The organism is Acinetobacter genomosp. 15BJ (genome assembly GCF_000400715.1).
Taxonomy (GTDB): Bacteria; Pseudomonadota; Gammaproteobacteria; order Pseudomonadales; family Moraxellaceae; genus Acinetobacter.
In genome coordinates, this window is sequence record NZ_KE007349.1 from 90,407 (window position 1) to 116,629 (window position 26,223).

General features: G+C 37.3%; 25 protein-coding genes and 4 pseudogenes. 16 read left to right on the plus strand and 13 right to left on the minus strand.

The window, feature by feature from the left end:
* From F896_RS03595 to F896_RS03585, 3 genes are all read left to right on the plus strand, one after another.
* The coding region (locus F896_RS03595; RefSeq protein WP_016164770.1) for an OmpA family protein at positions 1-334 on the plus strand (334 nt) is incomplete at its 5' end.
* Positions 335-549: 215 nt separating this feature from the next.
* Positions 550-1,275: a helix-turn-helix domain-containing protein gene (locus tag F896_RS03590; protein ID WP_016164771.1), complete on the plus strand. Its 726-nt coding sequence runs from the start codon at positions 550-552 to the stop codon at positions 1,273-1,275.
* Between the two features lie 20 nt (positions 1,276-1,295).
* Entirely contained in the window at positions 1,296-2,180 is an 885-nt protein-coding gene (locus F896_RS03585) for a LysR family transcriptional regulator (RefSeq protein WP_016164772.1), read from the plus strand.
* Positions 2,181-2,338: 158 nt separating this feature from the next.
* Here F896_RS03585 and F896_RS03580 read toward each other — a convergent pair whose 3' ends face one another.
* Positions 2,339-2,725: a carboxymuconolactone decarboxylase family protein gene (locus tag F896_RS03580; RefSeq protein ID WP_004655805.1), complete on the minus strand. Its 387-nt coding sequence runs from the start codon at positions 2,723-2,725 to the stop codon at positions 2,339-2,341.
* A gap of 495 nt (positions 2,726-3,220) precedes the next feature.
* Between F896_RS03580 and F896_RS03575 the strand changes: the two genes are divergently transcribed.
* Positions 3,221-4,045, plus strand: coding sequence for a hypothetical protein (locus F896_RS03575; protein WP_016164773.1), 825 nt, complete (start codon positions 3,221-3,223; stop codon positions 4,043-4,045).
* A gap of 24 nt (positions 4,046-4,069) precedes the next feature.
* On the opposite strand, the gene F896_RS03570 is transcribed toward F896_RS03575, so the two are convergent.
* Complete coding sequence (locus F896_RS03570; protein WP_016164774.1) at positions 4,070-4,423, minus strand: COG3415 family protein; 354 nt, start codon at positions 4,421-4,423, stop codon at positions 4,070-4,072.
* Positions 4,424-4,847: 424 nt separating this feature from the next.
* Here F896_RS03570 and F896_RS03565 point away from each other — a divergent pair, with 424 nt between their 5' ends.
* The 5 genes and pseudogenes from F896_RS03565 to F896_RS03550 all read left to right on the plus strand — a co-directional run bounded on the left by F896_RS03565 (position 4,848) and on the right by F896_RS03550 (position 11,140).
* The gene (locus tag F896_RS03565; RefSeq protein WP_016164775.1) at positions 4,848-6,473 is read left to right on the plus strand and encodes a YadA-like family protein; all 1,626 of its coding nucleotides are present in this window, start codon (positions 4,848-4,850) and stop codon (positions 6,471-6,473) included.
* Positions 6,474-6,529: 56 nt separating this feature from the next.
* Positions 6,530-8,248, plus strand: a complete 1,719-nt coding sequence (locus F896_RS03560) for a YadA-like family protein (protein WP_016164776.1) — start codon at positions 6,530-6,532, stop codon at positions 8,246-8,248.
* A 297-nt stretch (positions 8,249-8,545) separates the two neighbouring features.
* On the plus strand, positions 8,546-9,427 hold the full coding sequence (locus F896_RS03555) for a hypothetical protein (protein WP_016164777.1): 882 nt from the start codon (positions 8,546-8,548) through the stop codon (positions 9,425-9,427).
* 225 nt (positions 9,428-9,652) lie between these two features.
* Positions 9,653-9,721, plus strand: a pseudogene (locus F896_RS21460) (hypothetical protein); the annotation flags it as partial.
* Between the two features lie 219 nt (positions 9,722-9,940).
* Positions 9,941-11,140, plus strand: coding sequence for a tyrosine-type recombinase/integrase (locus F896_RS03550; protein ID WP_005146803.1), 1,200 nt, complete (start codon positions 9,941-9,943; stop codon positions 11,138-11,140).
* On the opposite strand, the gene F896_RS03545 is transcribed toward F896_RS03550, so the two are convergent.
* Positions 11,133-11,354 (minus strand): hypothetical protein, encoded by a 222-nt coding sequence (locus F896_RS03545; RefSeq protein WP_000541019.1) that lies wholly within the window; start codon positions 11,352-11,354, stop codon positions 11,133-11,135. The two genes, F896_RS03550 and F896_RS03545, sit on opposite strands and share 8 nt — an antisense overlap.
* Positions 11,355-11,575: 221 nt before the next feature.
* On the opposite strand from F896_RS03545, the gene F896_RS03540 reads away from it, so the two are divergent.
* Positions 11,576-12,472: a hypothetical protein gene (locus tag F896_RS03540; RefSeq protein WP_005146801.1), complete on the plus strand. Its 897-nt coding sequence runs from the start codon at positions 11,576-11,578 to the stop codon at positions 12,470-12,472.
* A gap of 2 nt (positions 12,473-12,474) precedes the next feature.
* On the opposite strand, the gene F896_RS03535 is transcribed toward F896_RS03540, so the two are convergent.
* The gene (locus F896_RS03535; RefSeq protein WP_005146799.1) at positions 12,475-13,401 is read right to left on the minus strand and encodes a hypothetical protein; all 927 of its coding nucleotides are present in this window, start codon (positions 13,399-13,401) and stop codon (positions 12,475-12,477) included.
* A 164-nt stretch (positions 13,402-13,565) separates the two neighbouring features.
* On the opposite strand from F896_RS03535, the gene F896_RS03530 reads away from it, so the two are divergent.
* Positions 13,566-15,203, plus strand: a complete 1,638-nt coding sequence (locus tag F896_RS03530; protein WP_005146795.1) for a helix-turn-helix domain-containing protein — start codon at positions 13,566-13,568, stop codon at positions 15,201-15,203.
* A gap of 250 nt (positions 15,204-15,453) precedes the next feature.
* Here F896_RS03530 and F896_RS03525 read toward each other — a convergent pair.
* Positions 15,454-16,619, minus strand: a protein-coding gene (locus tag F896_RS03525) for an IS3-like element ISAba21 family transposase (RefSeq protein WP_085940850.1) whose coding sequence is annotated in 2 segments (ribosomal slippage) — positions 15,454-16,361 and positions 16,361-16,619 — 1,167 coding nt in all. Because the reading frame shifts where the segments join, the coding sequence is not laid out codon by codon here.
* A gap of 271 nt (positions 16,620-16,890) precedes the next feature.
* Here F896_RS03525 and F896_RS03515 point away from each other — a divergent pair.
* Positions 16,891-17,850, plus strand: a complete 960-nt coding sequence (locus F896_RS03515; protein WP_016164778.1) for a YagK/YfjJ domain-containing protein — start codon at positions 16,891-16,893, stop codon at positions 17,848-17,850.
* Positions 17,851-18,004: 154 nt separating this feature from the next.
* Here F896_RS03515 and F896_RS03510 read toward each other — a convergent pair whose 3' ends face one another.
* From F896_RS03510 to F896_RS20560, 3 genes and pseudogenes are all read right to left on the minus strand, one after another.
* Positions 18,005-18,928, minus strand: coding sequence for a hypothetical protein (locus tag F896_RS03510; RefSeq protein ID WP_016164779.1), 924 nt, complete (start codon positions 18,926-18,928; stop codon positions 18,005-18,007).
* 9 nt (positions 18,929-18,937) lie between these two features.
* Entirely contained in the window at positions 18,938-19,657 is a 720-nt protein-coding gene (locus F896_RS03505; protein ID WP_005146790.1) for a YaaW family protein, read from the minus strand.
* Positions 19,658-19,759: 102 nt separating this feature from the next.
* Positions 19,760-20,167: pseudogene (locus F896_RS20560) on the minus strand (integrase core domain-containing protein); the annotation flags it as partial.
* Here F896_RS20560 and F896_RS21305 point away from each other — a divergent pair.
* Positions 20,164-20,408 (plus strand): annotated as a pseudogene (locus F896_RS21305) (hypothetical protein); the annotation flags it as partial. The pseudogenes F896_RS20560 and F896_RS21305 overlap by 4 nt on opposite strands.
* 68 nt (positions 20,409-20,476) lie before the next feature.
* Here F896_RS21305 and F896_RS03500 read toward each other — a convergent pair.
* From F896_RS03500 to F896_RS03485, 5 genes are all read right to left on the minus strand, one after another.
* The gene (locus F896_RS03500) at positions 20,477-21,133 is read right to left on the minus strand and encodes a hypothetical protein (RefSeq protein WP_005146787.1); all 657 of its coding nucleotides are present in this window, start codon (positions 21,131-21,133) and stop codon (positions 20,477-20,479) included.
* A 12-nt stretch (positions 21,134-21,145) separates the two neighbouring features.
* Positions 21,146-21,373: a hypothetical protein gene (locus F896_RS03495; RefSeq protein ID WP_005146785.1), complete on the minus strand. Its 228-nt coding sequence runs from the start codon at positions 21,371-21,373 to the stop codon at positions 21,146-21,148.
* Positions 21,374-21,502 (minus strand): hypothetical protein, encoded by a 129-nt coding sequence (locus F896_RS21355; RefSeq protein WP_005146783.1) that lies wholly within the window; start codon positions 21,500-21,502, stop codon positions 21,374-21,376.
* Between the two features lie 2 nt (positions 21,503-21,504).
* Positions 21,505-21,759, minus strand: a complete 255-nt coding sequence (locus tag F896_RS03490) for a hypothetical protein (RefSeq protein WP_005146782.1) — start codon at positions 21,757-21,759, stop codon at positions 21,505-21,507.
* A 719-nt stretch (positions 21,760-22,478) separates the two neighbouring features.
* Positions 22,479-23,240, minus strand: coding sequence for a hypothetical protein (locus tag F896_RS03485; protein WP_005146779.1), 762 nt, complete (start codon positions 23,238-23,240; stop codon positions 22,479-22,481).
* 401 nt (positions 23,241-23,641) lie between these two features.
* Here F896_RS03485 and F896_RS03480 point away from each other — a divergent pair, with 401 nt between their 5' ends.
* From F896_RS03480 to F896_RS03470, 3 genes and pseudogenes are all read left to right on the plus strand, one after another.
* Positions 23,642-23,929: a hypothetical protein gene (locus F896_RS03480; RefSeq protein ID WP_005146776.1), complete on the plus strand. Its 288-nt coding sequence runs from the start codon at positions 23,642-23,644 to the stop codon at positions 23,927-23,929.
* A gap of 57 nt (positions 23,930-23,986) precedes the next feature.
* Positions 23,987-25,024: a DUF932 domain-containing protein gene (locus tag F896_RS03475; protein WP_005146770.1), complete on the plus strand. Its 1,038-nt coding sequence runs from the start codon at positions 23,987-23,989 to the stop codon at positions 25,022-25,024.
* A 170-nt stretch (positions 25,025-25,194) separates the two neighbouring features.
* Positions 25,195-26,223: pseudogene (locus tag F896_RS03470) on the plus strand (YqaJ viral recombinase family protein); the annotation flags it as partial.

The window sequence follows — 26,223 nt, forward strand, 5'->3', positions numbered from 1 at the left end:
ATTCTTTGCGTTTGACCGTTCAGATGCCAATGCAATAGAACCAAGTTCAACCAATCTTGCCACTATGGTCAGTGCAATTCAGCAATCACAAAACCTTGTGATTGTTTCTGGCTATGCAGATCGCTTAGGTAAGTTTGCTTATAATCAAGATTTATCTTCACATCGTGCCAATACCGTGGCGCAATTGTTGGTACAGCAAGGCGTTGAGCCTAAACGTATTCAATTGCAAGTCAGTGGAGGCACGAGTGTCTATCAGGAGTGTTCAGGACAGACTCGTACGACACAAACGGTACAATGTTTAGCACCAAACCGCCGTGTAAATATTCAATGGTAATGAATGAAAGTCAGAGGATTTGAAAAGTCATGCGTATGATGCAAATCACTTAGATTGAAAAAAATGTAATGGTAGGCTTCTAACCAATAACGGACAAGTATAGTATGCTTGTTCGTTTAATTTTCCTAAAATGATTATTTATTTAATATAAAATGTAAAATAATGAATAAAAAAATTTGATAAGCTTTATAGAGTTGAAATATGAGATGGATAATATGTTTCATACTTTTTCATATTGTGAAAAAAATATAAAACTGCATATTATTGAGGTTGGAAATAGAGAGTTAAAGCATGCAGTTATTTTTTTCCATTTGGAAATAGATAAATTTTTTTCTTTAATTAATAGTTTGTCTTTAGATCATTTTCGAATTGTTTTGATCTATAAGTGTGAGGTATTAAGGCAGGACTTTTTAAGTCAAGATTTATTAAATGGATTTAAATATTTGACGGAGAGTTTGAACGTAGAGAATACACATTTTATATTTGAACCCTGTGTGGATGATCTTTATAAGCATGCTTTATATTCCAGTGACTTATTCGACTCAATTACGATTTGCAAAAAGTTTGATGAACTGTGTATGCAAGCATTTTTTGCATCCTGCCCACGTAAGAGTGAGGGCATGATAGATTTTATTGAGAAAGTGAATATTCAAATCAGTAATATTTTATCTGAAGGAGAACCCTATTTAACCAAAGTTGCAAAAAAAATGAGGCTAACACCGAGAGTGCTATCCAAAAGAATAAGAAATGAAGGCGAAGAATTCAAATTATTAGTCAAACAAAAAAGACATGAAAAAGCATTATTTTTATTGAGAAATGAAGATGTGAGTTTGTCGGATATCGCCTACGTATTGGGTTATACAGAACATAGTGCTTTTACACGGGCATTTAAGGGGTGGACTGGATGCTCCCCTGGCCAATTTAGAAAGTATTTAAAATAATGCTATGTGAGGGAAAAATATTGGATATTAGGGATTTAAAGACGTTTATATATGTAGCTGATCACCAGTCTATAACCGTTGCTTCTGAGAAGCTAGGGGTGAATCAGTCAACTGTGACGAAACGTATTTTCAATATGGAAGAAATTGTTAAGGGGGTATTGTTTAATCGAAGAACGAGACCATTACAACTGACACAATTAGGTAAAAAAGTTTATTTCAAAAGTTGTTTTATATTGCGACAACTTGAGTCACTTAAAAATTTTCATACTGAAAGTAGTGAGGTTTTTAGAAAAAATATAAAAATTGGTATTGCTCAAGTATTGATTGATGATTTGTTCGATTCAGTCATGAGTGAGTCCAAAAAAATTAATCCATATTACGATATTGATATTTATAGTGGATGGGGGAGTAGCCTTATTCAGCAAATTCATGAAGGTGAAATTGATTTAGCGGTGTTGATGCTACCACCTAATCTGAGCCTAGCTGCCACAGTTTCTTTTGTTGAGGTTGGTACGCTTCCCTTAGTTATTGTTGCCCGAAAAGGAGATGCTTATAAATATAATAGTTTAGAAAAATGTAGTAAACGTGGGTGGGTACTCCATCCTGAGAGTTGCTATTTTAGGGAAAGCTTAGCCAAACTTTTATATGATAGAAAATTAGGTTTTTATATTAATAAAGAAATTTATGGAGTCGAGCTACAATTACAAAGTATTTTGAATGGTGATGGCTTCGGTATTTATCCAAAATCTTTATTTGATAAATTTATAGTTAATAATGATGGGTTGGAAATAATTGAGTTAAAAGACTTTTCTATATCATTGAGTTTAGGTGTTGTGAAATCTCAGCACGTTGGTCGTGATGAAGCTGATGCATTTATCGAGATCGTGAAGAATTATTATTTTTAGTTATTTCGTTTTATTCGCAACGAAAACATTCTCAAAGCATTTTTATTGTTTTGAGGAATCTAAGATCAAAAAGCCCTTATCAAAGATAAGGGCTTTTATCTATCATGGGTTGTAGTTTTAGCCCAGACTTCATCAATGACAAGGTAATCGTCAAATCTTTATGCTTCTTTTTGATATTCATTAATGACTTCAAGTGCCGCTCGAAAAGCTTCCTGTGTTGCTGGTGCACCACAATACGGAAGGCTGTGCAGCAGCACTTCTTGGATTTCTTCAACAGTTGCACCGTTATTCAAAGCACCACGGATATGCCCTTTCAGCTCGGTTGGACTTTTCAGTGCCGTTAAAAAAGCGATGGTCACAAGAGAGCGATATTTACGCGGTAACACACCTTCACGTTGCCATGTCGAACCCCAAGCATGTTCATTGATCCAGTCCTGTAAGGGTTGGGTAAAAGGCACAGTATTGTCTTGCGCACGTTTTACAAAGGATTCACCCATCACTTCAGTGCGAACTTTTAAACCATTTTCATAATCTTGTTGTGACATATTTTTACTCTTATAGCTGTGAGAAAAGATCGGATTGGTCTCTTGGTGGTCTTTATCCTAACTGAATCATTGTGTGAGCTAAAGTAGTTGATTACGACATTCAGGTTTTTAATTAAAAGCTTACATGTCTCAACAATGAGATCAATATCCAGAACATTTTTGCTTTAGCAAATATCAATGAAACTTACCCATAATGGAAACGGATAACAATGCGGATTCAGTGCAATTGGACACTCTTTAGAGGATGATTTTTGATCTTGTTCTTTGTGTTGAAGATGGCTGTAAATTATTTTACGGTAATTGTAATATTTTGATAAATAAATATAAGTTTTAGCATATTTTACTGTCGAGTAAAAACTTGAAAATTTTTTTTAAAAAAAAGGCTACAATTTTAATCCTCTAGATTGATGAATTCAGCTAGAATAAAAATAGGGATCAATCTCATTTCTAACGATAAAGATAAATCTGTCTGTCGTGCTTAATATTGGAGTTTACATGGGGAAAGACGCATTAGCTCTAACCGTTTCGGAAGACATGTTGTTGTCTCACGATACTGAAACGACATTAGAGCATGTTGTCAGCATTATGCCTCAGTTGATTCATTGGCTGATTAAGTCAGGGATTGGTTATAGCGAATTTAGCATTGCATTAAAAGCGCTGTTTTATAATGAAGCGATCAAAGAATTAGATGCAATCAAGCAAAAGAAAACAGATTCTGCCATTAGTTTATTATCAGGGTTAAATCGCCGTGATGTGCGTAGCTTTTGCCAGACGCATGGTGAATATACTCCAGTAGATCAATTCAATTTACAATTACCAATCAGTGTGCCTGCTCGTGTCGTCGGAATGTGGCTTAATCAGAAGCTGCCTTTGCAAATTCCATTTCAGGGCGATGAAAATAGTTTTGAAAGTATCGTCAAGCAAATTTCTTTAGAGAAACACCCGAAGTCTATTCTATTGGAATTAAAGCGTTTAGGTATCGTTACCGAAGACCATGATCAGGTAATCCTACAAAATTCAAGTTTTACACCAAATCCACAAGCTGATGAAAGCAAACAATTATTCACGCAGAATATTTCAGATCATCTTTCTGCTGGGATTAGTAATTTAACCAAGAATAAAAATTTTCTAGAGCAGGCAATTTTTGCGGACGAGCTAACTCAAGAATCTGTTGATAAGCTAAATCAATTGAGTATTGATTTATGGAATATGATGTCAAAAGCCATTGTCTCAGCCGCAATCGATTACTGTAAGCATGATGAACAGTTATCAGATGCAAATAAAAGATTCCGTCTGGGAATTTATCAGTATGATGAATAACAACATATCAAATAAAAATGTTCTTTACTGCCTTTTCTCTTTTTTAATACAGCCTATTTTATTGAGTCCTCTCCATAGAACTGAATAGGAAACGCTATAACCAAATCTCTGCTCAAAAGGTTCGATCAGATCACGGATCTGATCGAACCTTGTCGTTTTTATAAATTCCTGAAAACTTTCCATATCCTTAATCGAAAAGGGACGTCCGTGGCGAATGGCCGGTAAGGGAATCAATGCCTGAGTTTTTTTCTCAAGCATAATCCATTTATCTAAGGTTGTTCTTGCAATATTAAACTCCTTACAGACCTTAGATTTATGCTCTGTTTGACGATAAGCAGCCATAACTTTTTCACGAAGATCTAATGAATATGCTCGCATAAATTTACCGCAAGCTCCTTTGCTATTTGGGGGGACGTTAAGTCGGTGTGCTTAGAACGAGGCATTCATGTCGGCTGGCGGAAGAAAAGATCGTTATGCCAAGAAATTTATCATTAAAAACAAAATATGTACATATTGAACATATTTTTTTGAATTATTTTTATTTCACTCTACTTGAAAACCTAAATTTAAATCAAATTAATTTATATAAATCATGAAATTATATTTATTTTTATGTCTTTAAGCGTAATTTAATCAACTATTGCGCACTGCTTAAGTTCTATGTTAGTTTTTTAAATATGTGCATATTACACATATAAATTGATTTTATTGAATTGCTTTGCTTAATTGTGAGTTTAAATAAAATCTTTATTAAAATTTATGCTTATCAATAAGATAGATATTATTCAGAAGGGAACGTGTAATGAAAAAAACTTTTCAATTATCGGTAATAGCTGCTTCATTATTGGCCGCGAATGTCTACGCAGCCCAAACAAATATCGGGACAGGCAATACTGCGACTGGTCCGAATACAACAGTGGTAGGTACAGATAACAATGCTGCGGATACAACAGTGGTTGGTTCGAATAATAATGTAACTGGCGGTGAGGGATTTGTCGGTGGTACAGGCAATACTGTGGATGGATTTGGTTCCGCTGTGATCGGAAATAGCAACACGACTCATGATCAGTATGCAGTTGCTGTGGGGAGTAATAATGAGGTGACCGGAGCAGGCGGTACGGCTGTTGGTAATAATATTACTATTCATGATAGTCAAGCTACAGCTGTTGGTGGCAATATTGATGTTAAAGGTCAATACGCTAGTGCTTTTGGTGATTCAGTCACTGTCAATGGTACAGGCGCGACAGCAGTAGGCTCTAACTCAGAAGCAACAGGTGAGTATGCGACAAGCCTTGGTTATGGTGCAAAAGCAACCGCAGACAATGCGATTGCAACAGGTAGCAATGCTATTGCGAGTGAGAAAAACTCGATTGCGATCGGTAGTGGTGCAGAAGCAAGCGTAGAGGGCGGTGTTGCACTCGGTGCAGGTGCAAAAGTAACAGGTCAGAACTCTGTAGCAATTGGGGCAAATACTGTTGCAGATGAAGACAATACCGTCGCAATGGGAGATCGTCGTGTGGTTCATATTGCAGAGGGTGTTGCTGATAATGATGCGGTGAATGTTAAGCAATTAAATGATGCCTTAGCAAATATTGATACCACACCAAGTCAAGCGGATTTGGATGCGATTAACACTAAGATTGCCACTGAAAAAGCTGACCGTATTGCGGGGGATCAAGATCAGGCAGATCAACTTGCAAAAGAAGTGACAGAACGTCAAGCCGGCGATGCAGATTTACAAACAAAAATTGATAACGAGGCGACACTTCGCGCCAATGCAGATGCAGCTGAAATCACGGCTCGTACCGCAGCGATTAATAACGAGGCAACACTTCGCGCCAATGCGGATGCGGCAGAAACCACAGCTCGTACTGCTGCGATTAACGCTGAAAAGGATGAACGTATCGCAGGTGATGCAGCGGAAAAAGCAGAACGCATTGCCGCAATTAATACTGAAAAGGATGCACGTATCGCAGGTGATGCAGCGGAAAAAGCAGAACGTATTGCCGCGATTAATACTGAAAAAGACGCACGTATTGCTGGGGATGTGGCAGAGGCCAAAGCACGTTCGGATGCTGACTTTGCGTTAGGGCAGCGTATTGATGTGGAAACCGCAACTCGTACCTCAGAAGTTAAACGTCTAGATAGTCGTGTGGACCAATTAAATACACGTTTAGATCATGTTGAAACTACAGCAAACCGTGGTATTGCCATTTCATTGGCAGCACAGCAAGCGATTCCAAGTCTACAACCTGGTCAAGTTGCTGTATTTGGTGGCGTTGGTTATTACGAGGGAGAAGCAGCGGGTGCGTTGGGTGCTGTGACGTCATTTAGTGACCGTTTCTCAGGCAGTGGTGCATTTGGTGTTGCTGATGGTGGAAAAGTGGGTGGTCGTGCTGGCGTAGCGTATGTCATCGGAGGGAACTAAGTCGTACTTGGTGATACGCACTGGGTGAGATTTGGTCAGAATAAAAGGATGATGTAATGAAAAAAACTTTTCAATTATCAATAATAGCTGCTGCCTTGATGGTAAGCCACGCTTATGCAGCACCTGTATGGGAAGGGCCAACTGGAACGGGCTCTGGTTTAAGTAATGCAATGGGTGGGCAAACGAATTATGCCAATGTTCCATCTACAGCCAACGGTATTATTTTGGGTCAACTCAATGACGTAGATAATACCAGTATTGGTCTGGGTTATAACAGTAATGCCATGGGGAAAGAGAGTTTTGCTGCTGGTTCAGCAAATGATGCCACTGCTGATTCCTCTATTGCTATCGGGCGTGACACACATGCACAAGCGAATGCAAATGATAGCATTGCGCTTGGTGCTACAGTCGTTGCAGAAAAATCGGGAAGCGTCGCTGTCGGTAACAGCCAACACGTCTATGATGAAAATGCAACAGCGGTAGGTCGTGGTAGTCTGGTTGTTGGTCAACAAGCGAGTTCTTTGGGGCATCTTGCTTGGACGGGCGGTGAAGGTGCGACTGCGATTGGTAGCGAAACATGGGCAAATGCCAAAGGTGCAACCACATTAGGCTTTAATGCCGAAACTGGTAGTGAGAATGCCTTAAATATAGGTGCTCAAGCACATGGCGATGGATTGAACTCTATTCATATTGGTTATAATACTCTAGGTGCGGCAGAAAATACGATTGTGCTTGGTTCTAGTGGGACAACCAGAGGATGGGCTGATGATAAAAACTCCGTCGCGATTGGTTATGGTGCAGATACAGATGGCCAAGGCGCTGGTAATGACAATACGGTCAGTTTTGGTGGCTTATTCAGTGGTTCTGTTCGTAAGGTGACGCAAGTTGCTGATGGTGTGAATGATCAGGATGCGATCAATGTATCACAGCTCAAAGGGGCGATCTCAAGTTTAACTTCTGGTGCCGAACTGATTGCTCATGCAAATGACTTGCTTGCGACAGAAAAAACTGCACGTATTGCAGGTGATCAAGATCAAGCAGATCAACTTGCAAAAGAAGTGACGGCACGTCAAGCAGGCGATGCAGATTTACAAACGAAGCTTGATAATGAGGCGACACTTCGTGCCAATGCTGATGCCACTCAAACAGCAGCTCGTACCACTGCGATTAATCACGAAGCAACACTTCGTGCAGATGCAGATGCCGCAATAACTGTTGCTCGTACCGCAGCAGTGAATATGGAAAAGGATGCGCGTATTGCAGGTGACGCAGCAGAAAAAGCAGACCGTATTGCAGCGATTAATACTGAAAAAGCAGCGCGTATTGCAGGTGATGCAGCAGAAAAAGCAGACCGTATTGCAGCGGTTAATACTGAAAAAGATGCACGTATTGCTGGAGATGTAGCAGAAGCCAAAGCACGTTCCGATGCTGACCTTGCATTAGGGAAGCGTATTGATCTAGAAGCCACGACTCGCACTGCTGAAATTAACCGTCTGGATGGTCGTATCAATCAAGCAAGTCGCCGTTTGGATGATATTGAGAAGAGTGCTTATCGTGGCGTAGCAATTGCATTGGCTGCTCAACAAGCAGTACCAAACATTCGTTCAGGACAAGTTGCTGTATTTGCAGGGGTAGGTCATTTTGAAGGGGAAACCGCCGGTTCGGTTGGTCTAGTCACTTCATTCTTTGCAAATCGTGTTTCATTGAGTGGTTCTGTTGGTTATGCCGGTGGAAATGAAGTCGGTAGTCGTATTGGTCTGAGCTATGCCTTCTAACTGATCACTATAGATAACATGGCAGACGAATAAAAATAATAAAGTAAAGAGAAGCTGAGTTTTCTTGATTGGCAAAACTTCAACTTAGATTCTCTTGAATAGATGTTCCTCTTGGGTTGTTCTCTATCAGCATGGAGACAGCCTTTTTTTATTGAAAATCAATTGAATAATGGAGGTTTGGCGTAATTAAAATGTATTATCTATTTGGGTGTCTGTTAAAATATCAGTAAGGCAAGAAAATAAGCAAGAGGATGTTGCTTGTCAAACTTTGATAATAATTTTTAATGAGAAAACACTATGGGACACGTCAGTTTAAAACCTTCTTTAGTATTCATCGGGGTTTTGATTTTCACAGGATGTACAGATGAAAATGGTGATTTTAGTGTAGGGGTGAGTTTAGGTGGAACTGGAACGGGAGGAGTGGCGGTAGGAACCGAAAGCCCTGTGCCAAAACCTCAATCTGATGTTAAACCTGATCGTATGGAGGAGGATGGATTGTTGTATGCGGTTGCATATCCAAACCCTATCACTCAATACTGTAATGGAATAGAGCGCACGATTCAGTTTGTTCGTCATTATAGTCCACATATTCCCATGGTGATGGGAGATAGGATGGATCTTTTCGCAATGAATGATTCAGCCCCAATACGTTTAAAGCTTCAGGTTATTGTCAAAAATACCACCCCATCTCCAATTTATGAATATACCAATAGTTGTAAGGCAGCTTTTCAACTTACTGGTACAAAAACTGTAAAAACCACACAAACAGATTACTGTTTAAATGACGAAACAGTAAATGTGTATCAGCCAAATGAGTCACGAACATATTTCTACACATTCAATTTGCCGAATATTCTACAAAATTGGACAGCAAGCTATCAGGCACAATATTCAAAAAAATTCTATGCAGAGGCTCAAGGTTCGATCTATGATATTGATAGTATGAAGGAAAGAATAAAATGTGATCCTTTAAACACAGTTTTGTTATTAGATGAATATCCGTCAACAAGATCTGGCGTTCCGCCTACTTCAAACCCCGGAACAGAGAATGGCTCAGATTCAGGACAGAACGATTCAACAGGATCGTCTGAGCCACCAATTTTTGGAGGATTTGATTTGGGAGGAGAAGATACAGATCCTCCTCAATTTGGGGGTTTTGGTTTAGGTGATGAGCTTTAAACCCATCTATCATAAAGAAGCCATCTGATGATGGTTTTTTTTATTGGGAGATTTAACAAGAGCCGAAGTTGCGGGGATTAATAGATGAAGTGTTAGGGGAAATGAAGACATATCAACAATCGATAAATCTGCTACAATTGCGCCAATTTTAAATTCTTTCGCATGCCATTCGTTCATGTCTTAGTTTACAGATACGAAATGGGTGCACTAGTGTAGATTTTTCTCATGTTTAAAGATGAATTAGCGGCACAGGTTGCCCAGCGTCGCACCTTTGCGATTATTTCCCACCCAAATATTTGATATCTATTCAAGCTCATTCAACCTATTTCAAATATAATAATAAAATCATTGTAAGTGCTGTAAAAATATAAAAATATTGCTATTCTTTATCTGACATATCTTTCAACCCCGTTCAATAGATTTCAAGTCTAGTCAGTATGTTTGTGTACATATGTGTGTACATATTTTCTAGAATTAGCTACTTGAAAAAAATATGTACACAGGTGGAGTAAAATGCCTTTAACAGATACTTGGCTGAAGAAGAATCTAGATCGTGAACGTCCAGCTATACATACAGAGCCTGATCAAGATGGATTGAGCGTTCGTGTATCGCAAAAAGGAAAGCTCACTTTTCAGATGCGTTTTCGATATAACGATAAGCAAGCTCGTTTAGACTTGGGAACCTATCCAAATATGAGCCTTAAAGAAGCTCGTATTGAATTGCAGAAAATGAAAGCAATTTTAGAAAAGGGACATGACCCACGTATTCATAAAAAAGTAGAGCTTCACAAGATCACAGAGGCTATAACTTTTGAAGCGTTATTTCGTGAGTGGCATGCGAAATATAGTATTCCTAATAAAAAGAATGCAGATCAATATTTGAGATCATTTGAACTTTATGTTTTCCCAAAGTTAGGTAGCATACCTGCTGAGCAAATCACATTACATATGTGGTTAGATTTACTAGAAGAGCAATTTAAACAGTCACCATCGATAACTGATCGCATTCTTACGAATACAAAGCAGTGTTTGGATTGGGGGATCAATCGAAAATTAATTGAGCAAAACCCCATAAGACATATCACTGGAAAACGTGACTTGAATATTAAGAAAAATAAAACTGTTCGAGTATTACAAGATGATGAGTTATCTTTAATTTTTAAAATTTGTGATGAGTCTAGAACATCATTAAGGAATGTTTTATTTCTCAAGTTATGTTTGTTTTATGGTAATCGATATAGTGAGTTGAGGCTTGCACGGAAATCAGATTTTGATTTTAGTAAAAATACATGGACAGTACCGTATGAAAATCATAAGACAGGAGAAAGTAAAGGGGACATTGTTCGACCTATTATTGATGAGATCAAACCGTGGCTTCAGTCTGCAATGGATTTGAGTAATTTTGAATACATTTTCCCACATGAAAATGGCAAAGAGCCTATGGGGCGTAGTGGGCCAACAGATACCCCTTATAACTTCATGCAATTTGCAAGGAAGAATTATAAAATTGAAATGGAACATTGGTCTATGCATGATTTACGGCGTACAGCAAGGACAAATTTCAGTGCGTTTACGAGTAGGGATGTTGCGGAACTGATGGTTGGTCATGTGATGTCTGGGGAACAGGGGACATATGACTATTATGATTATCAAAAAGAGATGTCGAAAGCTTATAAAAAATGGTGGAAAAAGTTAAGTAATCTGTCTAGCTAGACAGATTACTCATTTGGTTGTTATTGAAATATTTGAGTAGCCATTCATTAAACATTTCTTCATCCCAAAGACTAGAAGAGCCAGCACATTTTTTAATAGGTTGTGGCATCGGTTGTTCGAACATTTTTTGATTAGGTTGTTGGTAACGCCATAATGTTGAAGGAGAGCAATTTTTAAGTTTGTGGCGAATTTCTTTAGATGTTAAGTAGCCCATACCTTTGATCCTTTTGTAGTCATAACAATTAGATGAAAGAACTAATTTCTAGCTTTAAATACAGGTCAGAGAGCAACGCGTATTTTTAAGTCATTAGTTCTGTTTGTTGATGAGGTCACTATAAAATTTAGAAAAGGATTAAAGTAGATCAGTACTCATGTATAAAAGAATTTTAGCATTATCCTGTTATAATATTTTGTAATATAAGGGATTAAATAATTATGGATTCGAAAATAATTTCAGATCTAGCGTTGCTCGAACAGAACATTCTTGAGAATTTCTGTTACTACTATCAGTGTGATTTAGAGGCAGAATTGGGAAATCCATTATATGCAGCAATGACAGACAAAATCATGCTCCGTATGAAAGAAAATGATTTTCGACTCAGTGAGCAAGCATTAAGTCTGATAGAGGGGAGTGATGATATTAAATTGATTCCTTTCAAGCCAGACCAAGTTTTTGAACTTCTAGTACAGATCAATAGCTTAAGAGAAGATATGGAGCAGTTGAAAAAGAGGCTCCAAAAAAAATGTTACTCAAATATTTTAATGACGTATGTTGATGTATTGGGAGGGAGGATATATTTAATTTACAATACGGCTCTTGAAAGGCAAGCTAAAACAACAAAAGCAGCAATAGAAAAACATACAAAAAGCTTGTACCCAAGACGAGAAATAATATGCAGAGTCTTACGTGAGCAGGTAGTTCAACGTGGTCGTAAATGGGATAATCCAACTCAGGCGGTTACATCAATTATTCCTATATTGATCAAAGAATTTGAAAAAGATGATGTCATTTGGATCAAGTCTAAAATTACTCGCATGCAGAATGAGCTTCAAAAACTTGAACAAGATGATGTCCCTATGTTTGAATCACGGTCAGATAATTTAATAAAACGTAAAAAAGCATCATCTACTGTAAAAGCTAAAAAAATCAATAAAATCCAAGTTGAAATTAAAAAACTAGAAAGTATTCTTCATTCTAAAAATCCTTCACTTAAGCTGAAGGATTTGAATTATAAAATGCCATATAACAACACTGCTTATTTAGATGAAACGATCATCCATTGGTTGAGGGGACAACCTGAAATATTGAAGGAAATATTGAATTCAATTTAAGCTTATTTGTTGGTGAATGGTTTTATTGGGTTTGTAAGGTACTTTGGCACAGCTTTCTGTTTGTTATCAGTTTTTTCCTCTATGCCATCATGAATAATTTCCCCTTGTTTAGTAAATCCTGAAGGTCGTGGATAAATAAGTGGGTAATCGTTTTCGGAAATAGGCGAAAGAGTTGTATGAAGGGGATTTGTGGTTTCTGATTTGAGTTCCAGTGTCGCTTTTATGCGGAGAAGGTTGTTATTAAAATCAGATTGTAAATTTGATTTTATTATCCTACGAGAGTTCTCCTTTTCTTCGTCACTTTGAGAAGAATAAATTTGGTCAAGGTCATCTTCATTCGGAAATTGGTTTTCTAGGACTTCCAATTTTTGCTGGGTTGAAACCCATTGGCTGAATAAGTAATCCTGAATTTTCTCATTGAGTGCATGTGCTGTCTCAAGCTCAAATTTGTGCTTACTATTTAGATACGCTTCAAAATCTCGCAGTTTTTGAATTTGTTCCTGTAATTTATTAATTTGAATTTGTTGCTTTAATTTGTCTTCATCAAAACTATTAATGATATGTTCAAGTGTCCCTGAAGCACTGCTATGTTCAAGCTTTTTTTTGATTTGTTCAAGCTTGGATGTTGAGCTTTTACTTATTCTTGCCTGAATACGGCTTTTGTGCTGTTTAGAGGTTTGGTGCTTGTGCTCCCTAAATTTTTTACGAATGGTTTCATAGAAATCTTTAGATGCGGCGACAAATTCTTTTGTTGAAAGTATGGCTTGTTCTTGATCATAACCGAATAGGATTTGGGGTTGGGATATAGACACTGTAAATTGTTTTGGGGTTAATTTGCTCCATGCATCTTTATTTTTTTGGATGAAATCTTCCTTCGCTTTACTGTCTTTCTTCATCCAATTTTCAAAATGTTCGTATGGTCTTGTCATGATGAGCATTCTTATGAAATTAATAGCAGGAATAATATTAACTTATTAGTAAGTTAATGTTAACTATAATGTTAAATTAATATTTACTAAATTTTAATAGTTGCGTATTTGAGTTTTATCATCCATATTTGTGAAATTACAAGTGGGTAGTGTTCGATAGATTCATGGAAGATAGATTTTTACTTTTTTTACTTGCACACGAATTTTCCCCTGTTACTCTGACTCCAATAGCACGATGGTTGTTACTCCAAATAATTCAAATGTATGGAGGGCAAGAATTTTGTTTAACATCTGCAATGAGTGCAAAGGAGTTTGTATTTCATGATAAAAAATTGCAGACTACGCTGAATGAATTACAAGAGCATCAAATAATTGTTAGAGGAATTGATGAAAAATCTTGCAAAGAATTTGTAAGAATAGATATTGAAATGTTTGGTCTTTGGGGGAGTGTAAAAACGATAGGTGATTTTGAGAAAGAGCGATGGTTCTCTAAGATGATGAATCATGAACTTCCGCTGAAGGCTCTTTTTTTTCACCTTGTCGATACCAAATTAAATGACTTTTATGTACATCACTTACAACATACTAAACCGATATTATTTGGAAAAATAGATTTCAAAACGGCATTGGTATTAATGGTATTGGTTAGACATAGTAATCAATTTGGAATTACCAATAAATGCGGAATTCATAAATTAAAGCATAAAACAGGACTGTCTAAAGATGCGATCTTTCGGTGTATCAAAAAATTAAAGCAACAGGGACTCATTCGTACACGAGTCGATGGTACTCAATCAAGCAAGATTATCAGTCGAATGAATCCATTTTACGCACTCAACTTATCGCATGAGCTTTGGGGGGATAAAGCTCGATATGGTCGATTTTATATTGAGAAAAGTAAACCCACTCAGCTTTTTGAAGTACAACGGGTAGGTCGTTTATTTCAGTTGTTTAAAACCTTTAATAGAGAATTGGACTATTATTTAAATTTTAGACAAGATCCACATTCAACATATATCAGTTTGATACAGCATGAACCAAGAATATTGAGTGATCGCTTATGCCAGCGAACGGTATTCAATTTTGAAAATTCATCCAAAATGGCTCAGGATGATTTAGAAAAGGAGCTTGTGCTTAATTTATTGAGTGGTTACTTTGAATTAAAAAAATACCCTTTAGCTCAGTCGTGGTTGAAAGAACTAATTAGCTATAATGAGTTGAACACCAGGTCGAATAATTTTGTTAACGCTTCGATGGCTTGCGCATTATTTCAGTGTTATTTGGAACAGTGGAGTTTAGAGTTATATTCCTCCTCAACTAGATTGAAGCAATTATTACTAAATTTTGATGTTGTAGAAGTAAATGATCTCAAGAGGCTTGAAAAAAACCTTAAGCTAAGTTCTTTGCTTCAGATAAATGATCGCGATTTGAGTAGATTCTTCGAACAAGAAATTCAAAGTGTTACCTTCTTAATTAGTTTTTTACTGACATTGATTGCAAACAATAAGCTTTATCCGTTCCTTGCTAAGCAAAGTAATATTAAGCAGTTGAAGCCTTTCAGTATTATGCCTCGTTCATATCATCAACAAACATATAGCTGCATTTTTATGATTGATCCAACCCTACGAGCAAATGAGTTTTGCTTATTGGATGAAGCAGATGATGATTTCTCCGAGTGTCGAAAACACAAAAATCATGATTCAAATTTCAGTTCTTTTGACTCACCAAGTTTACAGCAATTACAAGATTTTGGTTTGCTTCCTGTGGAATGTAGGGGGGTAGATTGCTTAGTTAATATTTAACTATATTGGCGTAACTTTAGCCTAAGCAAATTTCGATATATCTTTGGATATATCGATGGTTAGCATCATATGGTTCAATGATCTTACCGAGGCAATAGCTTAAGGTACTTAACAGGTATCTTATATTATTATCTATAAGTAATATATTAATAATATAAACAATATCTTATCTAGTTAAGTAAGTACAATGAGTTGCTTAGTTCAGTATTGATATGTGCTGAATTAGCAGGAGACTTTCACTTGGGATATGCTAGGCAGCTAACCGATAAAAGTTCTCTGCTATTTGATTTGGCGTTTTAAAATCCAAACTCTTTTGAATTCTTCGCTGATTATAAAATAACACAATGTATTTTGTAATATCTGCTTTAGCTTCATCTCTGGTTTTATAGTTGCAATGATGCACTAATTCATTCTTGAGTATGCCCCAGAAACTTTCAATCGGTGCATTATCGTAACAGTCCCCACGTTTGCTCATTGAACCTTGAAAATCACATTTTTCCAGTATCTTTCGATATTCATGGCTGCAATATTGGCTGCCTCTGTCCGAATGAACAATTAAGCCTTTCGTTGGTTTTTGATTACGAATCGCCATAGTCAGTGCATTGCAAACAAGTTGTGCGGTCATACGCTCATTTAAGCTATAGCCAACCACTTGTTTCGTGTACAGGTCTTTTACTGCTGCCAAGTATAACCAACCTTCAGCAGTCCAAATGTATGTAATATCGCTTGACCATGCAAGATTGGGCTTAGTCATTGAAAACTGTTGCTCTAGTAAATTTGCGTAGATCGCTCGATTATGATCACTCTTCGTAGTTCTTTTGAAACGCTTATGACGCTTACAATACAGCTGGTTGAGCTTTTTTATTTGACGTACAGCATACGTACTGATTTTGATACCTTGCGCTTGTAAATGCTTAGTTAATCGAATATAGCCATAGCTTTGTTTAGTTTCCTCATGAGCTATTTTGACCAAAATTGTCTGTTGATTTCGCTGAACCAATCTTTTATTCATGCCTCGTTTTAGCCAATCATAAAATCGTGACACTGAAACGTGAAGTAATCTAGCCATAAAGCTAATCGGGAATAAATGTCTTTGCTGTTTCATATAGGCGTACCTTACTGACTTTCTTTCGCAAAGTACGCTGCTGCCTTTTTTAGAAATTCACGTTCCATTTCAGCTGTTTTGAGCTGTTGTTTGAGCTTTTTATTTTCTTCGAGTAAGGCATTTAGATCAGGTGAATATTGTTTAGTGCCTGCTAAGGTGCCAGTCTTTGCTTTATTATTCCAATTTGAAAGAGTTTGCATTGAAATGCCAAGTTGTCTGGCTGTTTCCGATACATTGCCTTGATTGGCTTCAATCAATTTTATTGCTTCAACTTTAAATTCTGCGGTGTAAGTCTTCTGTTTCTTGCTCATGGTAAACTCCTGATGAGTGTCTATAGTTTACCAAGTTAAAACCTCCTGTTTTCTCAGCACACATCATATAGCCCATACTCAAATGGGCTATAGATAACGTATCCATATCAAGTCACTAAAAACATGCAGAACTAACCCTATAGTATGTTCCAAAGTCTATGAGCATATTCAGTAGAGCAGGATGACTACAGCATCCTGCTTTAGAATTAAGATCAGTAAAAAAATATATTCCTCACTTACATATGAACCTTATGTTTCAGTGAGAACCTAAATGTACCAAAATGTTCAATTTCAAAATAATCCATATGATCAGCTTTACCATGAAGCCGAAGTGCTGGCAGGAGTAGACCATTTCATTCAAGAGGTTTGCTTAGGTAGTTATGACCTGTATCCTCAAAACCTGATGATAGACCTACAAAAATTAGTTCAGTCATTTAAGCCAATCTATAACGCTAATTTTTTCTATTGCAATACAGTGCAGATATTCATTGAGGTGGTGAACATCGTTGATCACACACTCAGTCTAATGCCACAGGCAGACTATGATTGTATAGTCTGTTTGGATGAGATGACCGTCTGGCATATTTTGACTTACATCCAGTCATTATCAGGCTGTGTAAAACAGCAACTGATCGATTTTCAACAACGTGAATTAAAGAATCAGCAAAGCCTATTCGACTATACATCCTCATTGATCAATCATTATGCAAGACTATTAGTTGTACGTGTGGATTTATCCATTCTTCAGGAATATCAAGCCTTATACAACATTCAGGCATTTAACAAAGCATTAGACACTTTGCTTCGTCGAATCGCAGATCAGGATACTTGCTTTAATGCTTTGCAGGGTTATGCATGGGCATTAGAGCATGGTGTTAGCAAAGGCTATCACTGCCATCTTCTGCTTATGTACGATGGGAATGTACATCGAAGTGGTTTTGAAATGGGGCAGTGGGTAGGTGAGTGTTGGGAGCAGATTACACATGGCTGTGGTTATATTTTTAACTGTAACCATCCTGACTATATGGATACATATAAAGCGATGGGAACATTAGGCATTGGCATGATTCATCGTGATGTTGAGCATGAAGTTTTTAACTTTCTTAATTATGCTGCCCCTTATCTAGTGAATTGTGAAAAAGAGCAGCAGCATCCGAGAGGAAAAGATAAGTCAAACATGCGCAGTTTCGGTAAAGGTGTGATCGATTCGAAAAACCGAAGAGGTTTATAAATATTGATTTTTCACTAGAGAACATGACTGATAGTCATGTTCTCTATGTTGTGCAATCTGATATCAAAATGACAAAAATCTGTAACCATTATAGTTTCAAGTAACTGATTACAACGGTACTTGAGTAAATAGAAAACTGTGGAACTACTATAGCTTAAAATTCTTTAGAGTCAGTTTGTGATTTTATATAAGTGATTCTTTCTTTCGCAGGCTTTTCAAGTAACTCTACATGTATTGAATATTGGAACAAGTTTTTTGCAGGTAGCCTGATTTTCTCAAAAAATGGAACTTGATCTTGCTTTATCCGAAACTCTTTCAGACCATTGTTAATCTCATTGAGATAATTGCGGTACTGACTAAACAAGCCTAAATATTGGCGATGGCTATTTTCAATCAAAACTTGAGAAAACTCCTTTTGATTTAGTCGATGCGAAAGAATAAATTCTAGATGCATTCCAATGGGTAGTATTTCCATCATTTGTTGGATAAATTGCATAATTAGCTCAACATGTTGTTGTGAACTAATTTTTTGAGTTTGTACTAAACTTAGTAGGTTTCCAATAAAGGAGATTAAATGATTTTTAAGCTGTATAGAGGATGACAAAGTATTATTAGCTAACTGATTAACATCTGTAAGTGGGGTTCTTTTGTCTAGTAGTAATTTAAAAGTCTGTAGTGAAGCTAAATACTCGCTCGCTTTGTCTGTATAAAATAAAATGTTTTGTTCTATGATATCCTGAGAAACCTTTAAGACGCACTGTTTTACAGCCTCAATTTTTTTACTTAAAATTTGAGTTTGGATAACCATTGCTACCATTAACGTCGCAGTAGAAATAGCTTGAGCTGCAACAATTGTGGTTTGTAATGTTGATTGCAAAGAGCCTAATCCTTGAACAAAAGTTTCAACACCTACAGAACTGACTTCTTTTAAAGGAATATGTTGAATAATGCCTACATGTTCGAGCCCCTTTTTCCAGTAGGCAACACCATCTCTAAAAATCACCTGGTCATTTGCTATAGCTACTAAAAGCTCTTTTGAGAATTTTTCGATGTCGTAACTAAATACTTTATCTAACATACTGATACCTTAGAACTCATTGTAGTTATTTTTATTTTCTTCATGCTTAATCCTCATCATCGCAACAATACAAGCAGCAGGTATCGTAACGCGATAAGCTGGAGCTGTAATATCTTTTGCAGTTAAAGGTAATGTTGCGGCTGCAACGAATGGATTTACCTTAATAAAATTTTTAGCCATATTTAATCCAGCTAAAAGTCCACCAGCTGTACCTGAAGCGGTTCCACCTCCAAGACTATTTTTAATCGTTTTAAGAGGGCTTTCTTTAATTGAGGTTAGTCCTAAGTATCCTTTTTCTTTCAATTTTTTATTGATGAAGTCCAGCTCATTAAGTTGAGTGATTCGACCAAAAAGGGTTCTTAGTACTTTTTCTTCAAGAAGACTGATATCAGAAGTATCTTTATGGAAATCTACACCTGTTTTTTTTGCAACATCTTCTAGTAGTTCACGATATACAACCCCTTTTCCTCTGACAAGGTTGACTACTGTATCTCCGCCAAATAGTTGAATTTCAGCAGCAATTGCTTTCCAGCTATTTTTATATAAATCGTCTTCAGTTGAGTACATGCTCATGTTTTTAACAAGTGTGCTTTTAAGCCCCCCTGTCCATTGTTCTGTACCTTCACTATCAGCGATTAAAGTGTTTGATAATAACTTAAGATCTTGAAAATCAGAATATTGTAGAAATGCTAGATCAGGATCTTCGCGAAATTTTGCTTCTGTTGCCATATGAAGTGTTCTCTTTATTACAAAATTTAAGTAAAGCTATTAGGATGCGCGGTAATACCCCCATTTTAATTGAATTAATGAGTAGAAAAACCAACCCTCTTATCATTGTTTAAAATTAGGTGGGCTAGCATTAACTGACATGTGAGGTCGCTCATGATTATAAAAGTGCAGACATGCAGTTGTATAGTCTTGAGCCTCGCTTAAATCTATGAATAAATATTGATTCAAACACTCATAACGTACTGTACGATTAAAACGTTCAACATATGCGTTCTGCTGTGGATTACCAGATTGCGTGAATACATGTTCGATACTGTGCTTTTCACACTACTTTTCCATGAGATCATTAATGTATTCTGGGCCATTGTCGGATCTGATTTGCTTGGGCTTTCCTCGCCATGCAATGAGTTGGTCGAGCCCTCTTAGTACCTGTTCAGCAGGTAATGAGAAGTCAATCAATATATCCAATGACTCACGGTTATAATCATCAATGACCTTATGAATAAGATAACCAAGGGAGCTATTTCAACTGTAATCGAAAAGAGAACAAAGAAAAGTTTGCGGTTAATGATTTGCTTGGTATAGGAATGATCCATAGAGATCAACCAAAACAACGTGAGAATGCTTTTCGTGCAGGTATATAGTTTGTGAATCCTAAAAAAGTAGACCAACGTTTAGTGCCAAGACATCTCTGAATATGAAAACATTTGGAATTAGCCAGTTTGATGTAAATTGGCGAAGAGGCATATAAAGAATAGGTCATTTTGAGAATAGAGAACACTGTTAATACCATGTTCTCTATTTTATATATTCCTAACATCAAAAAGACAAACTCACGTTACCTTGGTCGGTTGTCAATTCAGCCTCAAGGACTTGATCACCACGGCATTTCAATAAGTACGATACCGTTGAACTATAATTCATTTGTACAGGCATCTTGCTATGGAAATCTGCGGTGTAATAACCACAACGACCACGATTAATACTCATACCTTGTAAAACAAAAGGTTGATCGTTGGTCGACTGGATTTCTAGAATATATTCAATCGCCCCTTGTACATTAAATGCAGATTGTGACTCACGACTGGTAATTTGAGCACGAACAGATAATGCAGGCTGTTCCATTTCCATGGGAATATGATTGCTATATTCAGCGTTGTTTGGATCAAGATCAGACTCCATCATGGATTTGAGCGCTTCAGGATATTTCTCCCAACTCTCAAGAAATGACTGAGCTTGTTTGACCGCAGCAGGCAAATACTCGGTATCATTTTCTACAATCTGAGTTAAAGCTTGTACTTTGGCTTCAACCTCTTCCTTACTATATGGAGCATATTTAGATTGCTCCTTTTGTGTAGCAGTATTAGATGAGCTGTGTTTAGCTTGATCTGTAGCACTTTGTTGAGCTGGCTGATTGTTTTGGCCACAAGCGAGCAGTAAAGTTGAAAGTGCTACTGTGGAAAGTATTTTTTTCATGATTGCACTCCGTTATAACTTAGGTCGAATAACAACGAACCAAATGAATAATAGGATCAAGATACCACCTACAATTTTACCGATGACTGGAAACATTACCGCAGGCCACACTAAGCCTTGCCCCAAATTGTAAGTAAATGGCTTGTAGTTATACTGTCCCCAAAAGTGTTGATAGATGGCAAAGAAAAAACCAATCACCAAGTAGCTACTAATCATCCATGTCTTAATATTTGAATTCATTTACTTTCCCCCAATTGCATATTTTGCCAATGCGATAAATAGTCCCATCACGATCATGAAGCCAATAAATGGCAAACCTAAAAAGCAAATCACTGCAATGATGCAGATGATGCCAGCAAGTGTTCTCATGGTTATTCCTTCATGCACTGATAGGAAATATTGACCATATCTTTTTGGAAGGATTCAGTTTGCTGCAAGGTGTAGAGGTTTTCTTTAAGCCCATCTTCCCCATATTTATTTTCAAGTTTGTCGTAAATACATGAACAGGTACTGCCATCAATGCCACCTGTTTTACAACCACTGATAAATTGACGTTCGGTTTTGCTGGCACAACCTGAAGCCATTAATGCAACAGAGATGAGTGCAAGTGAAGTTTGAATTTTCATCATTTCCCCTAATTTTTTATTGTGTTATTTGATGTGTAATAAATTTTGCTGAATGGACTAAAGTGTAGATGCAACAAAGCTTTCCAAGGCTAGACAGCGTTTAGATTAGTCAAATAAGCAAAAATTTATGAATGCTGTTAATGCAACAGAGAAATATAAAATCGTTTCAGGGAAAACAATATAGATAGGAAAAACTTAGTCATGGGTATGACTCCTTTGGCTATGAAAGAAGCTTCACCACGTTACTGCTAAATAATGGTGGCGAAACGAAAGAGGGTTAGCAGACTGATAGCCAAAGGATCAGCACACCTGAAGGTGTCCCCCTCCCGTTCCGCCGCAGAGGGGGCACGCAGGGTCGCCCACCAAAAAGATATACTTTTTAGTGTGCTTTGGCTGAACGGTCTGCTAAAACCGACTGACGATGTAGGTCAGCAGTTGAATGATAAAATTAAGGTTTCGCTGAGTCAATCAAGTGGTGTGAAAAAACAAATAAAATCAAAGGTAGAAAATGCATTTTATGTGAGGTTAGGGGGTTATTTAACAATGACAATAAATGATCGATTTATATTTAATGCTTGTGCAGGCTTGAGGTTGGTCATTGCTTGAGACATTTAGATCATTGATTATGGAAGTAAAGCAGAATCCAAGAGTACTGATTGAATTTGTATATTTCCACTTCATGATGAAGTGGAAATATATCTTGATGATGCTAAGACGGATTAGCAGTCTATAATTTCAATTTTTTCAGGGTCATTTTGAGCTGTAATAATAAATAAATTATGATCAAACTCTGATCTGTCATTTTTAAATTTTTGTTTATATTTTAACCCCTTAGTCGTCTTAAATACCATTTCAAAACTAAAGATAGCGTCTTTATTTGCAGAAATTGTAATTGTGACTTCTCGTGTTGTGGTGTTCGTTTTCAGTACAGGAATGTAAGAGGTCATATGCTCAATGTTTTGGTCTTTAATTAAAGAAATATCAATAACGGGAGAGCCGATATTAATGACTTCAAAATAGTTGTAATTTCCTGCGAATTTAAACTGGATAACAGGCATTGAATTCAGCTCATCTTTTAACTCTTGATCGCTACGTTGATTAGCTAAATTACTTTGGTTTTGATTATATTGGGTGATCAGCAAATCATACTCATTTTTAGCTGTTTCAACTAATGCTTGCTGTTCTTGTACGCTATTTCTAAGTTCTTGGGCTTGAATTTTCAAGGCGCTTGTATTGAGCATATAACCTAGAATTAATAAAATGAATCCTAATGGGGCAAATGTTCCCGCTAGAAAATCCCCAAGGGCATTGGGTTCAAGTGCTTTTATTTTATTAAAATCAACCCCAAAAAAATGATAGATACCAAAAAAGTAAATGCCAGTGATGATAATAAAAATGACAAATTGAACTATGGGTATTTCAAGAAACTTAGTCTCTGCTGTTGAGGTATTGCTTCCTGTAGGGTTATTGCTGGTATTCATGGGAATTTTCCATCTTATTTGAAAGTTATAACTATAAATAAAAACGAGGTTGTTCAGCTTTCTTGAGTAAAGCTTGTCCTCTTGTAAGTGATGATCTCAGATCAAGTTTTGTTCGTCTGCATACAGTCATTAGAGACCATCAAAATGAGAATCTTTTGCAGTAAATTAAAGCAGTGAAAACTAGACCGACGGCTCTTTAAAAGAGCGGGAAATGACGGTAAGAGCATCAACTCTTTGAGATCATTAAAATAATAGCTTGGTCAGGGCTATATTCCAAATAATTTCATATACATAACATACTAATGAGAATCATGAAACTCTTTTGAGAGGACATGAAAATATGAAAACAGAGCCTGCCATCGAGCAGGCTTTTTTATGCCCAAAATTTAAGGAGTCGAGCCATGAGCTTGAGCTGTCCCTTTTGTCATTCAACAAATGTGATATTGGTTGAAGCAAGTACACAACAATCAAATACGACCTTAACCAATTTGGTCACACCGACCACATTGGGTGCATTGGGAACCACGGTCGCAAAGTCTTTCAATCTGCCACCGATTGTCGGTGGAATTGCAGGAACAGTATTGGGTAGTGTGTTGAATTCATTCACTGAACAAAGCACATCATCACAGCAGAATTTGTGCTTTTGCCACAATTGCTACCAAAAATTTCCAACTCATCTTTTGCACTAAAGAATATTCATATCCACACAGATTCAAATTTCAGTTTAATTTAAAAGGAATACAACTATGGCACATCAACTTGAACAAATGGCTTATGTCGGTGATACCCCTTGGCATGGTCTAGGTAATCAACTAAGTCAAAACCAACCGATAGAAATCTGGGCACAACAAGCAGGCATGGATTGGCGGATCGAATCCTCTAATGTCAGTTATATGGCACAGAATGAACGAGGACAAAGCATCATCATGCCTTATGAAGAACAACGAGTACTTTATCGTTCCGATACTCATGCACCACTATCAGTCGTCAGTCAACGCTTTCAGGAAGTCCAACCGAGAGAGATTTTAGAATTCTATCGTGACCTGACTGAGCAATCAGGTTTGGAATTGGAAACCGCAGGGGTACTTAAAGGCGGTAAAAAGTTCTGGGCATTGGCACGCACAGGACAAACTTCATCACTCAAAGGTAAAGATGTCAGTAATGGCTATATTCTTCTAGCTACCGCTTGTGATGGAACTCTTGCTACCACCGCACAATTTACCTTAATCCGAGTGGTGTGTAATAACACGTTGGCGATTGCACTGAAAGGTCAGAACAGCAGTGCAGGGGTGGTGAAAGTTCCTCACAGTACCAAGTTTGATGCAGATAAAGTCAAACAACAACTCGGTATTTCAGTTCGTACATGGGATGAGCACATGTATGAGATGAAACAACTCAGTCAACGTAAAGTCACCCAGTATGAAGCAGCCGCTTATTTCGATGCTGTGTTTAATAACACCACGATGAGCATCACTGACCAAGAAGACAACATTATTCAGTTCTATCGAGATGTTGCCACTCAAGCACAAGCCAATGGCAAGGAAAAATCTGAACCGAATGCCAAGTCGATGAGTAAAGCTATGGAGATGTTTAATGGTCAGGGACGAGGAGCAAACCTCTCTTCAGCCAAAGATACCGCCTATGGATTACTGTGCTCGATCACTGAATTTATCGACCATGAACGTCGTGCTATGAGCACTGACCATCGACTTGATTCAGCTTGGTTTGGTGCAGGTGCATCAATCAAACAACGAGGATTGGAACAAGCGTTAAGCATGATTTGATCATGTAAAAAACTAAATTTCAGTCATGGAAAGTTAGACCTAACTGAGCATTTTTAAAGAGAATCTTTAATTTTAAAAATTATGAAAACCATAGCTTCGGCTGTGGTTTTTTTATGCCCATTTTTTATCACTCACATCCTTTTATACCACTCAAAAATCAGGACTTCAATATGAACACCGCAATTTTAAACCCATCTATACAACAGGTAAGTACCCCATTTATTGCCCCAAAGCTATTCACAGCCAAACGCTTGGTCAATACCAAAAATATGACTCAAGCAGAATGGCTTGAAGTCAGACGTCAAGGTATTGGCAGTAGCGATTGTGCCGCAGCTTGTGGACTCAATCCCTACATGTCGATGCTAGAGCTGTGGATGATCAAGACAGGTCGAGTTAAACAATCCATTGAAGATGAAAGCACAGGTCATGCTCCTTTATATTGGGGCAAACAACTTGAACCTTTAGTCGCTGAATATTACAGCATGCATACCAACAATAAGGTACGTCGCATCAATGCAGTGTTGCAACATCCCGAAGCAGATAAGCATTTTATGTTGGCAAATTTGGATTACTCAGTCGTAGGCAGTGATGAAGTCCAGATTTTAGAATGTAAAACCGCAGGTGAACATGGCGCAAAGTTGTGGCGAGATGGTGTGCCTTTATATGTATTGTGTCAGGTGCAACATCAACTCGCTGTAACAGGCAAAAAGGCAGCGCATATTTGTGTGCTGATCTGTGGTCATGAAACTCGTATCTATAAAGTGGTACGCAGTGAATCAGTCATTCAACATATTATGAATGCAGAGCGTTACTTTTGGGAATGTGTGGAAAATGACACGCCACCTTCAGTTGATGCCAGTGAGTCGGCAGCTAAAGCCATTCAGCAACTCTATCCTCAACATATTCCACTCAGTATCGAAGATCTCAGTCAAAATGAACAAGCCAATCAGTTGTTTGCTCAACTGATTCAAGAAAAGCATCATATTGAAAAACACCAAAACAGCTTTGATGAAACTAAGCATCAAATTCAGATGTTAATGAAAGATGCTGAACGAGCAACTTTTGCCAATGGTTCAGTGACGTGGAAACGATCTAAAGACTCGATTGCTTTAGACAGTAAGGCTGTACTCAAACTTCATCCCGAAATGCTTGAGCAATTTCCACAAAACAAAGCAGGGACACGACGCTTTCAGATTTAT